This window comes from Alteromonas sp. MmMcT2-5 (assembly GCF_022348315.1).
Classification (GTDB): Bacteria; Pseudomonadota; Gammaproteobacteria; order Enterobacterales; family Alteromonadaceae; genus Alteromonas; species Alteromonas macleodii.
The window spans coordinates 106,168-126,630 of sequence record NZ_JAKRFB010000002.1 but is presented as its reverse complement, the minus strand read 5'-3'; the positions used below and the strand labels follow the sequence as shown (position 1 = coordinate 126,630).

Below are 20,463 nucleotides of genomic sequence, written 5' to 3'. Positions count from 1 at the left end.
TCTTGTCGTAAATACTGGTGCATTTAACGGGTGTTACTCGGAAGCTGAAACGTTTGCCGTTGCAGCACTCGCTTTACTCTCTGGCCTAAGGTGTTGGTCTAAAAATGCATCCATTTCCTTAAAGAAAATATGACGATTTCGCTGAATAGACAAATTGTGGTCGCCACTTTCAAGCTCTACATACTTGTAGACTTTGTCGTAATCATCTAACTCGTCAGCCATGTAGCGACTATGAAGTGGAGGGACAACTCTATCTTCCTCTCCATGTACCAGCAAAATTGGCGTCTTTATTCCTTTCGCATTGTAGTAAGGCGAGCGCGCTTCAAGGTCGTCATAATCATCCCCAATTTGGTTTTTCACAAATTCGTTGTTCAGGAAACGGCGAGAATGAATAATGACGTGTTTAAGTGAACTTACGCCAGCAAAGCTCACCGCACACTTAAACAGATCCGGGGTTTTGACAGTTGCCATCAGGGCGGCGTAACCGCCATAGCTAGCGCCCACAATACACATGTTGTCTTGCTCAGCGTGCCCCTGCTCTACCATCCAGTTTGCCGCATCGGTGATATCATCTTGCATAGCCAAGCCCCAACCTTTCATTTGGCTTTGCGCAAAGCTGTACCCATACCCTCTAGAACCTCTAAAGTTAGGCCTTAGTACTGCATAACCTTTCGATGTAAAATACGCTGTCCAATAGTCGAAACCACTGAAATCTCTTGCTCCGGGGCCACCGTGGGGATGAATAATGGTAGGAAACGGGCCTTCACCTTTTGGTAAAGTCAAATACGCTTCGATTTTGATGCCGTCTCTGGCTTCATATTCAATTAACGTATGCTCAGATAATTTTGCCGGATCTATTTGAGCATACTGCTCAAAAAGCATCACTAACGTGCCTTCTTTGCGGTCACCCAGCAAATAAACTCCTGGTAAGGTGTCCGACTCTGAATAAACAATATATGTTTGTTCGTCGTCGCTAAAGCTCACTAAGGTATTGTCGTAATCAGGAAGACCAGCATCGATACCATTTTGAAGAGCGACGTAACGTTCATCCCAATAATGTCGACCGTCATGGCGTACTCCTATTGCATCTCGGGTAACCGGTGAATAGATAAGGCTACCATTAACATCATACCCTTCATCAGCATACACCTCTGTTCGCTCATTAGTAGTAAGGTTTAAGGTGTACAATGCACGGAAGTCTCCTTTATAACCTTTGAAATAAAGAATATTTGGGTCTTTTGCAAAGCCAACTGGGTATTCACCCTTGTCAGACATAGCGTTGTAAGCAAATAAGGTGCGCCAATCGTCTCCTTCTTTTAGAAAGACTTCTCGCTCTCCTGTATCGTAATCAAGCGAAACACCTATACGAACGTTATTTTGTTGGTCCGTCATCCAATCTCTAATGCGTTTTTTCCCGCGAATAATGCGACTTACGCCACCATCATTAACATTGATTTTGTAAACCGACGGCAGCCCCAACACCTCAGCGTCTAAGGCAATTAGAATATGTTCTGGATCGTCAGGCAGCCAGTCGATAACGTCATCGTGAAATTGAGGAATGTGGTTCGGGTTACCTGCTCGACGCTTTATTCTCTCCCATTCAACCAAGTTGAATGCACCGCCTTCACCGTCAAACTTAATGCTTAACAACCGTGTGTCGTGAACTTTCGTGGTGCCACGGCGGGTTTCGTAACGAGCGCTAACCACCAGCCGTTCATTGTTCACCCAGTTGTACCAGTTAATTTTTACGCGTTCATTGTCCGATCGCAGTAGGTAGTGCTTTTCACCCTTTTTTAAGTCGTAAGTGGCAAGCATGGCAAACGCTTCTTCTTGCTCAACGTTTTGAACAAAAGCGATTTTTGAGCCATCGGGTGACAGCGACGGAGTCCAATAAGTTGGCAAAGAACTGAATTTTTCGTACTCGGGTTCTGCCTTAGTTTGATCTGCGCCCAGTGTGGAGAAAGAGCAAACCAACAGTAGCAAAGTAACTAGTGTCGTAGGTAAGAGAGCCTTATTAGAAGACATAACATTCCCTTGTTGTTTTTTATTGTTAGTGGAACTTAGCTTAGGCAAAAAACTCGAAGTTAAGTTACACAGAGTATACTCACTCATGCCCAGATGTACAAAAACAAAGCAATGCTAGGCTCTATGTTCAGTGAGTGGATGTGCCAGATATGTTCTGAAGACGGGCATTCTAGTCAGAAAAATACGTTGAGTGCATTCTATACCAATCCGCATAGATCATTACCCACTCAGCGAGAGTTAAAATGTTCGTATGGGAATTTGAAAGGGAACAGCCATTCCTGCATTCCCACGCTTTGCTAGGAAACTTGCCAGCGCCTTCTGAGTGGGCAATTATCTATGCGGATTGGTATTATTTACCGACGTCAGCGCAATTATTTGATCTCTCGTCGTAGTTTGCGGATACAAATTGCAAATGTGGTATCATTAACCACAGACATAATATGGATTTTACCATCAAGCGGTAAGCTTCACAGCCCAGCGTTACCTTAAGGATTTAGCCTTTTCATGCCTTCGATTTGGAGCGGGCTTGCCAGTTTGCAAGACCATCTTTTCCGACAATTTATGTTTAGAATCACCAAAGCAGTCCGAGTTTTGGTGGGCAGTACATTGTGCACGCTAGTGTGTGCTCTCTTTACTTTTTCACATGCCCAAGACCCTATTTCCTATAACATTCAGGGCGTAGAAGACGACAAACTGCGTAATAATATCCGCCTGCATTTAAACAGTCTCGACGTGGAAAAATCGTTGCTTACTGACCCTTACTGGCAAGATGAAGTGGGCGAAACAGTAGCGACAGCGGTTCAACCCTATGGTTATTACAACAGCGAGACCAAGGTAAGTATTGAAGAGGGCGACAAGGTTACAGTGAATGTTGCTTTGAATGCGCCGCTTACCATAAATAAAGTGACTCGCGAAATAATAGGTGCAGGACGTGAAGATAAGGCTTTCAGAGAACGTTTTAATTCACTAAAGCTTAAAGAAGGCGACGTGTTAAACCAAACCATTTACGAGTCGTTTAAGTCGTCCATGTTTAACTACGCCTTATCTAATGGCTATTTTGATTATTTTTGGCAGGCGACGCGTCTCGACCTAGTGCGTGACGAAAAACAAGCAAACGTACTTTTGATTGCGCAAAGCGGGCCCCAGTACCAATTTGGAGAGCTAAAATTTATTGGCGATGACAAAGCGAAAGCCATCATTGAGCGGCTAAAGCCGTTTAAAACAGGCGATGCGTACTCTTCAGCAACACTTGCCGATTTCAACAGAAGCCTTAATCAATCTGGGTATTTTACCCGCGTTATTGCACGCCCGGTTGTAAGTGAGGCTGATGGTTTGCTGGTACCGGTTGAGGTATCGTTACTTCACAGACCCACAGACGCATTTAACGTTTCTGTTGGCGCAGCCACTGACACGGGCCCACGGGTTCGCTTAGGATGGGAGCGTCCTTGGGTGAATAGTAAAGGGCACTCTGTTTCATCTGATATTTTCATTTCAGCGCCAGAACAATCAGTGACTGCCGACTACCGTATACCTATGAGAAACATAACGCGGGATTACGCGAGTATAGAGGCGGGTTACCAATTTATAGAGTACAGCAACACTTCCTTTGAGAGTGAAACCCTATCTTTGTCTGCACACCGTTACTGGCAACATGACAATTCACCATGGCAACACGATGGCTCGGTGACCTATCTACGTGAAACTTATGATCAAGGGGAATTGAGTACAAACACCACGTCCCTAGTATTACCCGGGTACTCGTTAACCTATCGCGATAAAGACAGTGAGCTCAACATTAATAATGGTACCTACCTTCAAATGCTCACTCAAATAGGCAGAGAAGGTTATGGTTCTGATATCGATTTTGCCAAAGCCGTGGTTGAAGCCACGCTTATCCGTACCTTTAACAATGTGCACAGAATAACCATACGCGGTGAAGCTGGGGTTATTAAAACCAATAGTTTTGATGAGGTGCCAACGTCGTTGCGTTTTTATGCAGGGGGCGATAAAAGTGTTCGCGGCTTCGACTATCGCGAAATTTCTCCGACAGCTGAAGTCATTGATCCAGAAACAGGAGAACTCATTGTTGACTCTATTGGAGGGAAGTACCTTGCTACATCGAGTGTAGAGTATGCCTATCAAGTGGCAGATAATTGGAGAGTGGCAGCGTTTGTCGATGCAGGTACAGCAACAAACGACACCAGCACAACGCTGACATATAGCGTTGGACCTGGTGTACATTGGCTTTCACCAATTGGTCCAGTCAGACTTTACGTGGCAAGAGGCTTTGCGCCAGACGAGAATACATGGCAGTTACATATTTTGTTGGGGCCTGAGCTATGAGAAAACGTACGCTTTCGGCTATTTTACTTTCACCGGTTCTTATACTGGTCGCGTTGTATGCGGTTTTGATAAGTCCTCTAGGCGGCCCTACCGTTAAGTTACTGGCCAACACGTTTGTTGAAAACCTTTCCATCGATGCCATTGACGGTGGGTTTGCTGACACACTAGAAGTGCATAATGTGGAGTGGGAAAACCCGCAATGGAAGGTGTCTGCACAATATGCCTACATTGATATTACCTGGCGTTGTTTGTTTGAGCCTAGAGTGTGTGTCAATGAAGTCACGCTGGAAAACGCTACGCTCACACAGCGCTCAAACGCGCCTGACTCTTCCGATGATGCACCTGCAGGTGGCCAGATTGAATTACCGCTGCCTATTGATGTTGGGTATTTAGCGCTAACGAATATCAAACTTGCTCTACTTACGACAACAGTAGAAATTGATGAACTAGAGCTAACCGATTTTGAAGGAAATAGCGACCTCATACTTGACAGCATCGCCGCAAAAGGTGTTCGCATTGCTCTGCTAAACCAAGATGAAGCTGCCAGCTCTTCACCGGCAGCCATGACCAATGCATCGGAAACTAATAGTGAGCAGCCTGCTCCCAAAAAAGAACAGGCTCCAAGTGCTGATAGCGCTTTGCCTACGTCATACTCACTAAGTTACGACGTCCCCGTACTACCAAATATAGCTACGCCTATTCCTTTGTCTCTTGGTACTTTTTTAGTAGAAGATCTACACATAATTCAAGGGGAGAGCAAACAGCACATTTCACTCATCTCGCTGTTAGAGGCTCACTTTAAGGGCAGCGATGTCGCTATTGAAGAAATGACCGTTGTACATGAACAAGGTGAGGTGAAAGGAAAAGCGAGCGCAACACTTGACGGAAATTTCCCATTAAATGTGGCTATTAACGCGAAAACGAAGCTTGGCGACACACCACAAGAACTGAGTGTAGCGGCCGCGGGTGCGTTGGACGACTTAACGCTGTCAGTTGTAGCCAAAGGCGCGGTAACCGCAAACGCTAACCTAATGGCCAACATTCTAGACAGCAACCTTCCCATAGAATTCACAGCGAACTGGCAAGAACAAGCCATACCGACAGTGGAAAACACTACGCTCAAAGAAGGACAGTTAACGCTTTCCGGCACCATGGGTGATTACGTACTTAAAGGAGCTGGCGCAGCTACATTGCCTGACATTGGCAATGTACCGGTATCACTTGATGTGGTGCTGAAAAAGAACAATATTTTTGTTAATCAAGCCAATATAAACGCTTTGGATGGAAGCTTAACCAACACAGGTACCCTTTATCTAAATGAAAGTATCGCGTGGGAAGGTAAGACAACGCTTAAGAATGTATCAGGGCGGCAATTCAGCACTTATGCGCCTGAAAAAATTAGCGGAGAAATAGACAGTATATTGCAATACTCTGAGCGCGGCGGATTACACATGAGCCTAAGAGATATGACTGTCTCGGGCGTACTTCAGGGCAAACCGCTTCAGGTGAAGGGGAATGCGGTTTATGCTGGCCCCAGCGACTTATTCGTTACTAACGTCAATATCATTCAAAAACACGAGCAAGAGCGAAACACGATACGCGCCATTGCTCAAGTACTGAATAAGCGGCATTTAAATGCAAATATTGCGATAAACGTTAACGCTATTTCAAGCCTATACCCAGAAGTGACAGGTGCGATAAGTGGCAATATCACAGCCGCCGGTCCTTGGCAAAACCCAAGTGCTAACGGCACACTCGCCCTATCTAATATTGCTGTGTCACCCAATTTAAATGCCTCTGCCGCGCAGCAAGGACCATTGAACGGCGAAATCAAAGTTAACGGTACCTATCGCGACCACACCGCAGATATTGACCTAGCTGTGCCCAACAATAATATTGGGCTGTCTTTAAAAGGTGCATGGACTAACAATCACTGGGTGGGAGAAATTAGTGATACCGCATTGAAGCTCGCTAATATGCAGTGGACGCTATCAAGCCCGTTTAGTGTAGATATAGGCACCACACCTATAACGGCTAAAATAGGTCAGCACTGTTGGACCTCTCGAAAAGAAGGTGAGCTGTGTATTTCAAACGTGAATTATCAACAAAACAAAGCCAGTTGGGATATCAGCGCGACGGCGCTGCCCATCGGGTTGTGGGCGAACGAGTTAGCGCCTACTGTTGTTTCAAGCCCCTCACAAGCAACACTTACCGTAAAAACCAAAGGCAGCTACTCAGCTAACGACCCAATCGATGCTACATTTACTGCGTCTATGAGTTCTGCGCCATGGCAACTTGGTGAAACGCGCCCGCTAACGCTCACTATTAACTCCATAGAAACTAAAGGAGAGATAAAGCAGGGGCAGTTAGCATCAACGTCTGTGATCTCAAGCCAAGATGTCGGGGATGCAACACTAACCTTGAATACCCGTCCTTTCGAATCGCGTATACCACTCGATGGTAAACTAGAGATGCAAGGGCTTAATGTTGCACCATTCAAACCCCTTTCCCCTGCTATCAGAACCCTTACAGGAAAGTTAAATGGGAACGTATCGTTAAGTGGTTACATTGACGACCCTACGCTTAACGGTGAATTGACGGTTTCAAATGGCGCTATCGATATACAAGATACGCCTGTGACACTGGCCGATTGGAATCAAAAAGTATCGCTTAATGGTCAAACCGCTGCACTAGACGGCACCTTCTTACTAGGCGGAGGAAAAGGGGCGTTAAAAGGCGAGTTAGACTGGTCATCCAACCCCAGTGCGACATTTAATTTAAAGGGAAACGGTTTCGAAATTCGTCAGCCAAACATTCGACTCAAGGTATCACCGAATATCGATATCGCCGCCACAAAAGAAAAAGTGGACGTGAGTGGCGAGGTAAATATTCCTTGGGCGAGAATTGAAATAGAGTCGCTACCTGAGAGTGCTGTTTCCCCATCAAAAGACGTGCACCTGCGTGGCGAACCGGATAGAGAGGAACCGCTAGATATCGTCCACGCTTCGGTATTGGTCAACATCGACAAAAACAAAACCGAAGAAGTAAAACTCGAAGCGTTTGGACTTACTGCAAGTTTGTATGGTGGCATTCGCGTAAACACTCAACCTGCACTTGTGGGCTATGGTGACCTTCAAATTTTAAATGGTCGATACAACGCTTACGGACAACAGTTAATTATTCAAACCGGTGAAGTACAATTTAACGGCCCAATTGACCAACCTTTGTTGCTGGTCGAAGCCATCCGCGACCCGGCTAAAACCGATGACGACGTAATTGCAGGTATCCGAATTGATGGCGCGGCTGACTCGCCAAGTATTAACCTGTTCTCTGAGCCTGCAATGGATCAACAGGGCGTATTGTCATATCTACTTACAGGTTCTGGACCGAACTCGGGCACACAAGATCCTAACTACGCTGCGCTGCTGGTAGGTTTTGGTTTATCCAACACCAAAACCCTGACAGGACAAGTGGGAAGCGCGCTAGGTATTGATGATTTTAGTTTAAGCACTAACGAAGATTTACTGTCGGTAAGAGGGCAGATAAACGAGCGATTATCTGTGGAATACAATGTGGACGTGGGTCTAAGTAACAACGACGCCAATAGTACGCTACGACGCAGACAACTACCGCCTGACTTGGCGGTAAAATATCAGCTTCTACCTAGTTTATATTTAGAAGCCATTCAAACCACACTGGAAGACCAATCTGAGTTCGCGTTGGACCTTTATTATGAGTTTTTCTTGGGTGATAACAGAACCCGTAGAGATAGTGATGAAGACGACAGTGAAGCTGACGAGTCCAATGAAAGCGCAGAGCAAGATCTGAAAGATAATGTGAGCACTCCGAGCACAAGTAATAACAATTAAGCGCTCAAAGTCAAAACATCGTACTTTTGCACTCATGCGCCCTTAACGCTGCTGTGCCATCTTCTCAAGCGTTTCGAGTTGACGCTCAAAACGCTTTTGTCTTTTGCTCGCCCACACATACCACACTAGCATTACAACGCTCATGGACGTCATAACTATAGCCATCTTCATAACTTTCTCTGGGGTAAGCTCCCCATAAAAATAGCGCTCCACCAGAAAGGCACATCCAAATAACACTGCAGTCCATGTCGAGTGTTTAGTGATTACAGCAATCTTCACGTTATTCTTAATTTGCTTTATTAGCTGCATTAGGTGGTCAGCGGTTTGAGTGTCTTTTGAAAATGCAGCCACTCTTCTTAACCACAGCTGATAAACAAGCAAGGGAAGAGCCGTGACCAGCATAAAAACAAACATCGCGTGGGCGACAAAAGTGAACTTTTCCCAAGTAACAACTAGCAAGTAGATCGCTGGGATAAACGCTAAGGAGTCAACCAACATATACCAGCGTTGCTTGGTTCGCTCGCTGCTTAAACTGGCTTTTACTTCCGAGAGGTTGATAGTCGTAACTGGCTGAGCTTGCCATAGCGCAGAAAGGCCATCATTTTGCGCATCGTCTGCTGATACGGGCGGGTTCGTTTGATTCTCTTTATCTGAATTATGCATGCGGTTGCTCCTGCATGATACTTTGCTTGGCGCGCTTTAAAATCACACCAACATGATTTTTAGTCAGACCACAGACGTCTGCAATTTCATCGTAACTTAAGCCTTCAAGAGAAAGCGTTAGCACTTGTCTTGACTGCAATGGAAGTGCCCGTACCGCGCGAAGTAGGCGTTCTAATGACTGGTGTTGACTAGACATTTCCTCTGGTGAATGGGTAGTACTCACGAACCTGTCAGAGCCCAAATCATCGTGGTCATATTGATGGGTATCGAGACGCTTCACTTGATTTGCTACGTGAGTAACTGCGCGGTTATGAGCTATCTTCAAAATATAGGTTTTCACGCTGCTATCGCCCTTAAAGCGAGACAGCCCCTGCCAGACGGCAATAGCAATTTCTTGCAATAATTCTTGCTGCATCGCTTCGTTTGCTTCATAGCTGTTGGCTACACGGCTCAGTATTGCCCCGTATTGCGCAAAAACATCTTCAAAACCCTGCCCCAACGTCACATCCCTAATCACAAAAACTGTTGTTATTTTATTGTGTTACTTCTATCAGTCTGCCCCCGCGAATTTTTATTACAAACTTTTTTCGTCAATGCTGTAATTTTTTTAAGCAACAAACGACTAGTTAAAACAGTAAGTGCAGTAACGTGCGTTTAGGGCATTTTCCCTAAAAGCCTTCAACCTTGAAATTTGGATTAGGAAAAAATTATGTCTACGTTAAGTATAGTTTTGTTAATTGGCAGCCTGACGTCGCTTGTGCTTTTGGCAAGCTACTTAGACGCAAAATTTCAGTGGCGACTAAACGACTGGATGAACGGCGAGTGCAGCAACCCGTTCGTTAAAAGCGTGACCGACAAACAGCAGCAGCGTTTAGAGGAAAAAGATGCGCAGATTGAAGCTTTGATGGCGCGAATCGAAACCCTTGAAACCATTGTTACCGAGCCTGCTTACGAACTGAATAAGAAAATCAACGCGCTCAAATAAACGGTTTTACCAGCTCCTAGCTCGACACCGGTGGGCGACGCATAAAGCGGGGAATTTTTCCCATTGCAATGGCGTTGCCTACCAGCACAATGACCACCCCAACCACAGATAAAACGCTCCAGGTATAGCCTTCGAAAAAGGTGGAAATAACCAGTGCAACCATGGGGTATACCAAGACCACATATGCAGCCTTGTCAGCGCCCATTTGCTTTAACAGTTTCATGTACGCGCCAAACGCAAACACAGAGCCAAAGATAGCCAGATAAAGCAGCGACAGATAGAACTCGGGTTGGGTAGGAATGACCAACTTACCCGGCATTGCCAGTGAGGTGATGAAAAGCAGCACCATGGCATAGCTCATGGCATAGAAGTTCATTTGGATAACAGGCGTACCCGAGGTCAAAATACGCTCGGAGATAACGTTACCTGTTGAGGCGCAAAAAAAGCTGACAAACGCTATAGCGAGGCCGGTAGCAAGCGCCGCATCCATGGAGACTTTGGAAAACTCCGGCACAAACAAACACACAATGCCCAGCAAGCCAAATGTAGCACCTATAACCACTTCTTTTCTTATAGGCTCTTTAAGCCACCATCGCCGAAGCACAACATTAATGTAGATAATACAAGAACTCATAAGGGCTAACAGCGCGCTAATTATGTGCGCTTGCGCCATATACAGCAGCGTGTAATTTAAGCTGTATAAAAAGAGACCGACTGCGGCCATTTTCACATGAACATGTACCGGTAGCTTAAGCGGCAAACGCCTAATAACACAGTAAATCCCTAAACAGGCCGACGCCAATAAATAACGCAGCGCAATGGCAAACGTTTCAGAGGTATACCCTATTTGGTAAGTGATGGCTATCCAGGTTGAGCCCCAAATCAGGCAGCACAGAGCAAATAAGGTTGCGTTATTCATAGCGGTGTTCTAGCCCTGGGAAGCTGATAAACAAGAAGATAAGTGGGCAGATAAATGGTCGATAGCACTATCTAGCAGTTTTTGCCTAGCGCCATTACCAATCCACGCATTATGCGGCGTTACCAGCAAGTTAGGTAGTGCCTCTTTAAGCAATATATGATCAAAAGGCGGAGGCTCGACACTTAGTACATCTAATCCCGCGCCACCAATTTGGTTGTTTTTAAGCGCATGATAGAGTGCCTCCTCATCAATCAAACCGCCGCGAGCCGTATTAATGAGAAAAGCGGTTGGCTTCATCAGCGACAACGTCTCGGCATTAATCAGCTTATCGGTGGCTTCAGTAAGCGGGCAATGAAGACTTACCACATCGGCATTTGGTAAAAGCGATGCAAGACTTGGACGAGGGTCGTCTTGTTTACCTGGGCGAGCAGCGATACTCACCTGCATACCCATAGCCTTAAACAATGCTTCTACACGCTTGCCAAGCTCGCCATGCCCAACAATTACCGCATGCTTACCCGCCAATTCCACCACGGGATGATTGAGTAAGCAGAAATGAGAAGATGTAGACCATGCTTGATTGCGCATATCGCGCTGATACGCCACAAAATTGGTGGCCAAATTCAACGCCAAGGTCAACGTATGTTGAGCAACGCTATCAGTGCCATAGCCCTCTACATTTTGAACGGTAATACCAGCCTGTTCGCAGTAATCACGGTCGATATTGTTCATGCCGGTCGCAGTTACACCAATATAGCGAAGCTGACTGGCCTGCTGTAAATCTTTGGCTTGTAGCACGACTTTGTTAACCAGCACAGCATCGGCATTTTTAATGCGCTCGGCCACATCTTCGGCTTGAGTTTGTTGATGAAGCGTAATCGCGGCGTCGAAATTGTTTTGTACGTCATCTAGTGACGAGGTATCAAGGCTGGGCAAATCCATGGTTTCGGCGTCTAGAAAGACAACCTGCTTTTGATTGCCGTTGCTCATCGCTTGTGATGCATTGTGTTTCGTCATTTTTGCCATGCTCTACATTACTTCCACAATCGACTCTAACGCTGTTTTCACATTAACAGGAATAGGAATGGCCTTGTCGGTTTTTCTATCTACAAACACATGCACAAATTGGCCATGAGCCACGCGTCGCTTATTCTCTCCGGCATAAACCGATAGACCATAAGTCACTGAACTTCTACCAATTTTGATAACGCGCAAGCCTACAAAAATGTCTTCAGGGTAGGCTGCCGGAGCAATGTACTGACACTGACTGCTTACCACATACGCCACGGATTGCCCGTTGTGTATATCTAGCCCACCTTCTTCGATTAAAAAACGGTTTACCGCGGTATCAAAGAAACCATAGTACACAACATTGTTGATATGTCCGTACGCATCATTGTCTTGCCAACGCGTGGCGATAGTGACTTTGTAAGGGTAGTCGGCAAGTGTAGGTGTGATATCAGTCATGATCGTCCCTTAGTGAATAAATGTATCGCTTTGTTGTTGGCGCAAATAATGAAAATCGATGAACGACTAACGCCAATTAATGTTTAATGTGCGGTAGTCTATTGCAGCGATTCTTTTGAGTAGCGCTATGAGTAAAGCACCATATCGTCACGGTGAATGGCAACATCCGTTGTTTCATAACCTAACACACTGGCAATTTCTTTCGACTTTTTCCCTTTTATAAGCGTTAAGTCTTTTGCGTTATACAGGCAAAGCCCCTTGGCAATAACTTCGCCTTGGCACACCACTTCAACAGCGTCGCCTTGTTCAAACAAACCGACGACATCAACAATACCCGATGGCAGTAATGACGCACCTTTTCGCACTAACGCCTCTTTCGCACCGCTATCAACGTCTATTCTGCCAGCGGTTTTTAGAGTATGGGTAAGCCACAGTCTGCGCGCGCTGGCGGGAGTGCTACTAGCATTGAATAGGGTTCCCGGCACTTTACCTTCAAGTAATGCATCGAAGGTTTCGCCTTTTCGACCGTTTACAATAAGAGTTTGAATACCGCTACTGGTGCACTTGTCTGCCGCTTCAATTTTTGTGCGCATGCCGCCAGTTCCTACCGCAGTTCCAGCGCCGCCGGCAAGACCGTAAATGGTGCTGTCTATTTTATCTACCTGTGGAATGAGTGTGGCGCTGGCGTCTTTTCTTGGATCTGCGGTAAATAAACCATCGATATCTGAGCAGATAATCAGCGTGTCAGCTTGAGCAACTAACGCCGTATAGGCACCTAAGTTATCGTTGTCACCCACTTTAAGTTCATTCACTGCAACCGTGTCGTTTTCATTCACAATGGGTAACGCATTGTGATTCAAAATTTCGCGCAAGGTATTTTTAATATTTACGTAGCGGGTTCTATCGCGTAGATCATCCGCCGTTAACAATACTTGTGCACAGGGAAAATCGAAAAAGCGCTGCCAGTTGGCCATCATTAAATTCTGGCCAATCGCAGCCATGGCTTGTTTTTCTGCAATAGATGCGTTGTGACGAACCTTCACTTTGCTGCGGCCCGCGGCAACACTGCCAGAAGAGACAAGAATAATTTCTTTGCCAGCTTCGCGACTAGCAGTAATAAATCGAGCAAGAGACAGTAAATAACGCCCACTACACTCATTGCCTTCAGGAGCAATAAGCGCACTGCCAACTTTTATAACGGCACGTTGCCAATTAAAACGGTTCATAGGGGGAAGAAAAAAGAAAACAAGAGCTTAAGAATACGACAGTTAAAGCGCGAAACAAAACGATCTGTTACAGTTTTTTTGCGTTAAAACATGGTTAGTTTACGGTCAAAAAATTGGATTGTGACAGGCATACTTATATACTAGGCGGTGTTATCTTATAACAATTCTAACTTACAAGTTGCAAGGAACCTGCATGAGCACCGCAAAACGACACTTTTTCTGGCTAGCGCCAGTGTTGTCTATGCTGATTTCTCTTCCTAGTACCGCCGCTATTAAACAAACTAAAGGCGATTTCGAAGATAAATTCCGTCAGCTGGACGAAGTTCTTCCTACTCCAAACGTATACCGTAACGCCGCTGGTGAGCCAGGCCACCAATATTGGCAACAACAAGTAGATTACGATATTGACGTAAAGCTACTTGAAGACAAACGCCGCATTGAAGCAAGCGAAACCATTACTTACCACAACAACGCGCCAGATACGCTTAAGTACTTGTGGATCCAGCTTGACCAAAACAAATTCCGCGACGATTCAATGTCTGCGCTTACTACCACGTTTGGCGGTATCGGTAACCGCGGGCCGGGTACGCAAGCTGCTAGCGGCGATGCGCCAGCTAAGCTAAGCATGGGTGCATTGCGCCGTCAGCAGTTTGTTGACGACAACGAGCTGGGCTATACCATTTCTCGTGTTGAAGACAAAGCGGGCAACGACTTACGTCACACAGTAGTTGGCACCTTAATGCGTGTTGACTTGGCTCAACCGTTGAAGCCAGGCAGCAAAGTTACGTTCGATATCGATTTTGCGTTTAACATTGTAGAAGAAGACGCGGTTTCAGCACGTGCAGGTTACGAGCACTTCCCAGATGACGAACGTGAAGGTGGTAACGACATCTTCTTGCTAGCACAGTGGTTCCCACGCCTAGCTGCATACACCGACTACGAAGCATGGACTAATAAAGAATTTATTGGCCGTGGCGAGTTCACGCTAGAATTCGGTAACTACGAAGTAGATATTACGGTTCCGGCTGACCACATCGTATCGTCAACGGGTGTGCTTCAAAACCCGAAAGACGTGTTAACTAAAACACAGCGCGACCGTCTGAAAAAGGCAGAAAAAGCTGACCGTATCGTATTCATTGTTTCACCAGAAGAAGCAATCGAGAACGAAAAAGAAGGCACGACTAAGCTTAAAACCTGGACCTTTAAGGCAGAAAACGTACGTGACTTTGCATGGGCCTCTTCGCGTAAATTTGCGTGGGATGCGCGTGGTTATCAGCAAGGCGGTGACACTCAACCATTGGTAATGGCTATGTCTTTCTACCCGAAAGAAGGTGGCGAGCTATGGCAGAAGTATTCTACAGAATCAATCATCCACACCATGGATGTTTATAGCCGCTTTAGCTTCGATTACCCATACCCAGTAGCCCAATCAGTAAATGGTCCAGTTGGCGGCATGGAATACCCCATGATCACCTTTAACGGCCCGCGTACAGAGCTTCGTGACGATGGTTCACGCACGTACTCGCTTGCTGAGAAACGTTTCCTTATTGGCGTGGTTATTCACGAAGTAGGTCATATCTATTTCCCTATGACAGTTAACTCTGACGAGCGCCAGTGGACATGGATGGATGAAGGTCTGAACAGCTTCCTAGACGGCGTTGCCGGTCGCGAGTGGGATCCTACGATCCCTTGGGGCGTTGAGCCACGTGATATCACTGGCTACATGAAGTCTCAGACGCAGGTGCCAATTATGACCCAGTCTGACTCAGTACTTCGCCTTGGCCCAAATGCCTATACCAAGCCTGCAGTAGCACTTAACATTCTTCGCGAAACTATTCTTGGCCGTGAGCTGTTTGATTTCGCGTTTAAAGAGTACGCGCAGCGTTGGATGTTTAAACGTCCTACACCATCAGATTTCTTCCGTACTATGGAAGAGGCGTCAGGCGTTGACCTAGACTGGTTCTGGCGTGGTTGGTTTTACACCACAGACCATGTAGATATTAGCCTAGACAGCGTATACAAGCTTCGTTTAGACACTGAAGATCCAGATATCGATTTTGCTCGCGAGCGCGAAGCAGAAATGGAAAAACCGAAGTCACTTACCGACCTTCGTAATAAAGAAGAAGGCAAAAAGCTTTGGGTAGATCGCTTTGAAGATATCAGTGACTTCTACGACGAAAACGATCGTTACACCGTAACTAACAAAGAGCGTAACAAGTACAAGAAATTCTTGAAAGATCTTGAGCCTTGGGAGCGTAAAGCGTTTGAGCGTGCGGTGAAAGAAGACAAAAACTACTACGTGCTAGATTTCAGCAACAAGGGTGGGTTGGTGATGCCAATCATTCTTGAACTAACGTTTGAAGACGGCACGAAAGAAGAAATGCGTATTCCTGCGGAAATCTGGCGTCGTACACCTAAAGCCGTAAGCAAGCTTATTGTTACCGACAAAGACAAAGAGCTGGTAAGCGTAACCGTTGATCCGCACTGGGAAACCGCAGACGTAGATGTGGAAAATAACCACTACCCGCGTCGTATCATTCCTTCGCGTATTGAAGCGTATAAGAATAAGCCGCGTAACACTTACGAGTACCGTGACCTTATGCACGACTCAAAGACCGAACTGAAAACCGACGACGAGGACAAAGATGACGAATAAGTTGTCTTTGGCTCGCTTGCAGCAGAGCGCTCATGCTCTGCTTGCAAGCGTAAGTGCATTCGCAATTACGGCTGCGCTATTAGTTAGCGCAATGTCGTATAGCACTGCAGCCCAAGCGCATCAAATAAAAGCAGCAATTACCACGGTACTGTTCAATCCTAGAACAGAAAATATTGAGGTGATGCACCGCTTTAATTTGCACGATGCTGAACACGCGGTTAAGGCGCTGTTTGACAAGCACGCGGATATTATGGACGACATAGAAACGCAGCAACAGTTCGCTGATTACGTCGCCCACCACTTTGCAATTTTAAATGCAGCAGGCGAGCCATTAAAGCTTGCTGATGTTGGCTTTGAAGTTGAAGGTAAGCACTTTTGGGTTTATCAGGAAACTGCTGAGCCGCCTGTACTTGACGGCATTAAAATTCGCCATGATGCATTGCGTGACTTGTGGCCAAAACAAGTGAATACGCTAAATGTAGAAGGCAAGGGTGATATCAAAACCCTGACCTTTGCTGATAGCGTAAATTTGCTGGAAGTAAGCTTCAAAAGCCAAAATAGCGACCATCACTAATACCTAACGGTATAAGTTTATGAAAGCCCACCCGCATTCCTTGTCAAACGGCAGTGATTGCGGGTGGGCTTTTTTGTTTACGTGCTTCACGGTGTTCTTGTAGATAATGGATGCCTACCTCAGCCTTTGCCCCCTCTAATTCGAGCGCCGCATTCGAATAGGGAAAATCCTAAAACACGTTTTCTAATTGTCGTGTGAGACCGAAGTCGTATAGTCATCTTGGCATGCATGCTCTACCTTAATTATGGATAAACAGTTACTAAATTCAGTTAATGAGGTACATCATGACCCATAGCGCTACATCACCGTTGCCTTCACAGGTCAAGAAACCCCAATCAAGAAGTGAGCGTAGTGCACGAAAACTACGTGCATCTAAAGCAGCTCAGTGCGCTGTTCAAGCAGAAAATGCAAAGCAAACGCAAGATGCCGATGCAAAGAACGTCAAACAAAACAATGCGTTCGCTGATAAGAAAAATATCATGTGGGTGCTGTTAAGTGGCGCAATGGCGCTAACCTTTGTCGTCATGCTGTTTTTGCCTGATACAGGGATGGGCGGCGGCCTTGTTTCCACCTATTCTGCCATGCTTTGGTGTGGCTTTTTTGGTGCAGCACTTTGGCGTTATAGAGTGACAAGTGGCTGGGCTGGGTTTGCTTATGGAAGCGTTGTTGGACTAGTGATTCAATTTATTTCACAGATAATCTAGCACACAGTGTTTATATAATTGCCTTGTACAACTTGCCTAGTTAGAAACCGCTGAGCGACTAGGAACGGTAAGTACACATTTCTTTTAAGTACATTATGGGCAATCTAAACGGCGCTTTTAAATCAGACTTCTGTTTAAACAGGTGTCTTATCCGTTGATCGCCCTGTGGCAACCTCACTTCCTAAACATTAAGTCCTGTTGATCTTTGATGTACAGCAATGGTCAACAGGTCCTCAATGACTTTTGGCTGGAAACCCGATCCAGACGTTTTGTCCGACAGTATAATTTATAAACTCCAGTTACTTTTTTAGGTTATGTTTAGCCAATAAAAAAACCAAACGTTACCCTTCGCCCTTAATAAAACTGAGTGAGCCTATGGCAGAGAAGCCCAATAAATCCGCAGAATCACCAACCCGTTCTAGTAGAGCGGTACCGACGTCGCGTTTATCGCGCATAGGCCGCTTGGGCTCATTGGCAGGTAGAATTGCAGGTAATGTAGTATCACAAGGTGCAGGACAACTGTTAAAGGGCGAGAAGCCCGCGTTGTCTTCGCTGCTCTTAACGCCCAAAAACATTTCAAACATTGCAGATCAGCTTGCCAGTATGCGTGGTGCAGCTATGAAGCTCGGGCAGCTTATTTCTATGGATGCAGGAGATTTTCTCCCCGAAGAGCTCGCGGTAATTTTAGGGCGATTACGGGACGACGCTGACCCGATGCCAAAAGACCAGCTAATTGCCACGCTGAATCAGTCTTGGGGCGAAAAATGGCAAGATGACTTACTTTACTTTTCCTTTGCCCCTATAGCTGCGGCCTCTATTGGTCAGGTGCATAAAGTCATTACGATGGACGGTCGGATGTTAGCAGTAAAAGTGCAGTATCCTGGTGTGAAAAAAAGCATAGATAGCGATGTAGACAACGTAGCTACACTTATAAAACTCACTGGCTTGGTACCCAAATCATTAGATATCAACCCGCTTTTACAAGAGGCTAAAGCACAGCTTCACCAAGAAGCTGATTATGTGCGAGAAGCTGACATGCTCAACCGTTATCGCGCGTTGGTTGAAAGCACCGACATCCAAAACAAGGGGAGTAATGCGTTTGTCATTCCGCAAACCTTTGCTCCCCTTACCACCAGTACCGTGTTAGCGATGGATTTCATAGAGGCGCAAGACTTAGATGCGCTATTAAACGAGCCTCAGGACGTCCGAGATGCCGTGGTGACGGCGGTAATGACTTTATTTTTTAATGAAATTTTTCATTTTAAGCTGCTGCAGAGCGACCCTAACTTAGCCAACTACCAGTTTAAACCCGATACAAAAGAAATCGTTCTGTTAGATTTTGGTGCTACACGGGATGTGCCTGACGCCATTTCAGCCCAGTATCAAGCGTTACTCAACAGCGCCGCAGCCAACGATAGAGCGATGATGCAGCAAGCCGCGTTTCGCATAGGATTAATTGACGAAAGCCACTCTCAAACGCAAGTCGACGCCGTCATAAACATTGGTATGGAGGCGTGTGAAGCGATTCGCTGCGAGGGCGCTTATGACTTTGGCCAAAGCGATCTCATTGCAAGGCTTCACGAAAAGGGAATGGCGCTGACTATGGAGCACAATTTTTGGCATACACCGCCAGTAGATGCCCTGTTTATACACAGGAAGCTAGGTGGCCTATTTCTGTTGGCTAAACGATTGAAAGCTAAAGTAGATATGCGAAAGGCAGCGGGCACATGGCTGAATCTATAACCTGCACTTCGTTGGTGTGTTAAGCGAGTAAGAAGCTACTTATTACACAGCTTATATATCGTTTGGATCGGTTTTGCGGTGCTGTGCCGTGTTTTACCGTGAAAGCGTTGCGCTGCGACAATACAGAACTCAAATAGGACCCACTTCAAAAGCCTATAGCACTCGCACAACAGTCTAGTAAGGCAAATCCATGCTGAACGGTAACGCCATCTGTTCTTTACTTTTTGGCGGGTTGCCAATCATTTCATCGTAAGGCGTATCGTGCTTCATTACCGCCTGCTGAACATGACAATGCGCGAAGGCTTCGCGAATGTGGCCGGCACTAAAAAAACGCATGGGCTTATCTTTGTTGTCGTAAAGCATGCCACTTTGACTGCCGATAGTGAGATAAACCAGGTAAACGTTCATCTCATACGACTGAACTTCCAGATAATCTATCGCGGTAGGCGACTCTTCAATATCTCGAAAATAGAACTTCTGCATTTTTCTACCTCATGAACCAAGTATGCACCTTGCACGCCCTATATTCTTATTTAATGACGGAAGTTAGGGCGAAAAAGCAGAATATATACGTTAGGCAAGGTGCTCAGGTTCATTAGATAGGTCTAGCGGAGGTCGGTGGTTTTTAAACCGTACTGCATTTGCCAACACCAGCAAGGATGCAAGAGAGCAGGCACTGTATAGGAACGCCGCCGTTCCCATTCCAGAAGCAATCCATAGTAATGGAAATACCAGCAACCTAGGGCCTTCAACAGCTAAAGCGACTTTCGCTTTAGACAGTATAAAGCCATTTTGTATACTCATAACAATGACAGTCGCTACAGCAATGATCTGATGCTTAGTTGACAAGTTATTGATATTTAAAAGGAGATAAAGCATTACTCCCAGCATGATTAGATGCTGCATAACACTGTAGCGTTTTACTGCTCGGTGTAATTTAGGGTGATACTGTCTAAACTTACTCACGCTAATTATCCTATAAGGGCACATTTAAGTTGAAACGGGGTCGTGAGGCTCGAAATATTCACTAATTATTATAGATAACAACGAGCTAGCATTTGCTTTTCAATGACTAATCAACACATTAGTACACAAACCCAATTTGTTAAACATTTGTTTTAAAATTATTTTTGCATTTACATAATATCGAATGTGAATGAGAAGAAAAAATGAGGGTTTTCCACTAAATTTGTATAAAAAGAAATCGGAAAGTGACTTTTTTACGTTAAAAAGTGTTCAAAATAAGGAATTTACAATCTAAGGGAACATTTCTCTTGATTGATTTTCTA

16 protein-coding genes are annotated in these 20,463 nt (G+C 45.5%); 7 read left to right on the top strand and 9 right to left on the bottom strand.

From position 1 onward, the window contains the following. Positions 1-33: 33 nt before the first annotated feature. Positions 34-2,025: an alpha/beta fold hydrolase gene (locus MHN09_RS02585; protein ID WP_239238968.1), complete on the bottom strand. Its 1,992-nt coding sequence runs from the start codon at positions 2,023-2,025 to the stop codon at positions 34-36. A 504-nt stretch (positions 2,026-2,529) separates the two neighbouring features. On the opposite strand from MHN09_RS02585, the gene MHN09_RS02580 reads away from it, so the two are divergent. Together MHN09_RS02580 and MHN09_RS02575 are read left to right on the top strand one after the other, a co-directional pair. Next, positions 2,530-4,368 carry an autotransporter assembly complex family protein gene (locus tag MHN09_RS02580; RefSeq protein WP_101566443.1) on the top strand — a complete coding sequence of 613 codons (1,839 nt, stop codon included), beginning with the start codon at positions 2,530-2,532 and terminating at the stop codon, positions 4,366-4,368. Beyond that, positions 4,365-8,237 carry a translocation/assembly module TamB domain-containing protein gene (locus MHN09_RS02575; RefSeq protein ID WP_239238965.1) on the top strand — a complete coding sequence of 1,291 codons (3,873 nt, stop codon included), beginning with the start codon at positions 4,365-4,367 and terminating at the stop codon, positions 8,235-8,237. Before MHN09_RS02580 ends, MHN09_RS02575 begins: the two co-directional genes overlap by 4 nt. A gap of 42 nt (positions 8,238-8,279) precedes the next feature. On the opposite strand, the gene MHN09_RS02570 is transcribed toward MHN09_RS02575, so the two are convergent. Both MHN09_RS02570 and MHN09_RS02565 read right to left on the bottom strand, forming a co-directional pair. Beyond that, a complete protein-coding gene (locus tag MHN09_RS02570; protein ID WP_168463698.1) occupies positions 8,280-8,900 on the bottom strand; it encodes a hypothetical protein in 621 nt (206 codons plus the stop codon). Further along, the gene (locus MHN09_RS02565) at positions 8,893-9,399 is read right to left on the bottom strand and encodes a sigma-70 family RNA polymerase sigma factor (RefSeq protein WP_014951412.1); all 507 of its coding nucleotides are present in this window, start codon (positions 9,397-9,399) and stop codon (positions 8,893-8,895) included. The genes MHN09_RS02570 and MHN09_RS02565 overlap by 8 nt, the downstream gene beginning before the upstream one ends. Positions 9,400-9,609: 210 nt before the next feature. Between MHN09_RS02565 and MHN09_RS02560 the strand changes: the two genes are divergently transcribed. Then, the gene (locus MHN09_RS02560; RefSeq protein WP_014951413.1) at positions 9,610-9,885 is read left to right on the top strand and encodes a hypothetical protein; all 276 of its coding nucleotides are present in this window, start codon (positions 9,610-9,612) and stop codon (positions 9,883-9,885) included. A gap of 16 nt (positions 9,886-9,901) precedes the next feature. Here the strand turns inward: MHN09_RS02560 and MHN09_RS02555 are convergent, their stop codons facing one another. From MHN09_RS02555 to proB, 4 genes are all read right to left on the bottom strand, one after another. Beyond that, complete coding sequence (locus MHN09_RS02555; protein WP_239238962.1) at positions 9,902-10,804, bottom strand: EamA family transporter; 903 nt, start codon at positions 10,802-10,804, stop codon at positions 9,902-9,904. 9 nt (positions 10,805-10,813) lie between these two features. Continuing rightward, positions 10,814-11,830 (bottom strand): D-2-hydroxyacid dehydrogenase, encoded by a 1,017-nt coding sequence (locus MHN09_RS02550; RefSeq protein ID WP_239238959.1) that lies wholly within the window; start codon positions 11,828-11,830, stop codon positions 10,814-10,816. 3 nt (positions 11,831-11,833) lie between these two features. Further along, entirely contained in the window at positions 11,834-12,271 is a 438-nt protein-coding gene (locus tag MHN09_RS02545) for a thioesterase family protein (RefSeq protein WP_014951416.1), read from the bottom strand. 125 nt (positions 12,272-12,396) lie between these two features. Next, on the bottom strand, positions 12,397-13,497 hold the full coding sequence (gene proB, locus MHN09_RS02540; RefSeq protein ID WP_014951417.1) for a glutamate 5-kinase: 1,101 nt from the start codon (positions 13,495-13,497) through the stop codon (positions 12,397-12,399). A gap of 193 nt (positions 13,498-13,690) precedes the next feature. Between proB and MHN09_RS02535 the strand changes: the two genes are divergently transcribed. The 4 genes from MHN09_RS02535 to MHN09_RS02520 all read left to right on the top strand — a co-directional run bounded on the left by MHN09_RS02535 (position 13,691) and on the right by MHN09_RS02520 (position 19,174). Next, positions 13,691-16,153 (top strand): M1 family aminopeptidase, encoded by a 2,463-nt coding sequence (locus MHN09_RS02535; protein WP_014980757.1) that lies wholly within the window; start codon positions 13,691-13,693, stop codon positions 16,151-16,153. Next, positions 16,143-16,727: a DUF6702 family protein gene (locus MHN09_RS02530; RefSeq protein WP_239238956.1), complete on the top strand. Its 585-nt coding sequence runs from the start codon at positions 16,143-16,145 to the stop codon at positions 16,725-16,727. The genes MHN09_RS02535 and MHN09_RS02530 overlap by 11 nt, the downstream gene beginning before the upstream one ends. 284 nt (positions 16,728-17,011) lie before the next feature. Then, entirely contained in the window at positions 17,012-17,431 is a 420-nt protein-coding gene (locus MHN09_RS02525) for a hypothetical protein (RefSeq protein ID WP_239238953.1), read from the top strand. 375 nt (positions 17,432-17,806) lie between these two features. Then, complete coding sequence (locus tag MHN09_RS02520; RefSeq protein ID WP_239238950.1) at positions 17,807-19,174, top strand: AarF/ABC1/UbiB kinase family protein; 1,368 nt, start codon at positions 17,807-17,809, stop codon at positions 19,172-19,174. A gap of 174 nt (positions 19,175-19,348) precedes the next feature. Here the strand turns inward: MHN09_RS02520 and MHN09_RS02515 are convergent, their stop codons facing one another. Then, positions 19,349-19,657 (bottom strand): DUF6482 family protein, encoded by a 309-nt coding sequence (locus tag MHN09_RS02515; RefSeq protein ID WP_014951422.1) that lies wholly within the window; start codon positions 19,655-19,657, stop codon positions 19,349-19,351. A gap of 90 nt (positions 19,658-19,747) precedes the next feature. Then, a complete protein-coding gene (locus MHN09_RS02510; RefSeq protein WP_014951423.1) occupies positions 19,748-20,140 on the bottom strand; it encodes a hypothetical protein in 393 nt (130 codons plus the stop codon). Positions 20,141-20,463 lie beyond the last annotated feature (323 nt).